The organism is Pseudomonas sp. E45-MNA-CIBAN-0222 (genome assembly GCF_040310405.1).
Lineage (GTDB): Bacteria > Pseudomonadota > Gammaproteobacteria > Pseudomonadales > Pseudomonadaceae > Stutzerimonas > Stutzerimonas stutzeri_AC.
In genome coordinates, this window is record NZ_JBEOPU010000228.1 from 1 (window position 1) to 238 (window position 238).

A 238-nucleotide genomic window follows, 5' to 3' on the forward strand; every position below is an offset into this window, starting at 1 on the left:
CATGGCGGCTTCGATCTTGGCCTTTTTCAGTGCCTCGTCGTCCGCTGGCTTGGCGGCGGGTGCCGGCGCGGCACTCTGCGCGGCGCTCAACGCCTGCTCGGCTTCGCTCAGTTGCTGACGCAGGCGGGCGAGCTCAGTCTGCTGACCGTCATCCGGTGCTTCAAGCTTCTCCAGCTTGCGGATCTGCGCCTTGAGCATGGCGGCGTCGATCTTGGCCTTCTTCAGAGACTCGTCGTCC

The 238-nt window shown here is 65.1% G+C and carries 1 pseudogene; it reads right to left on the minus strand.

Going from position 1 to position 238, the window contains the following annotated elements:
• Positions 1-238, minus strand: a pseudogene (locus AAEZ08_RS23420) (electron transport complex subunit RsxC); the annotation flags it as partial.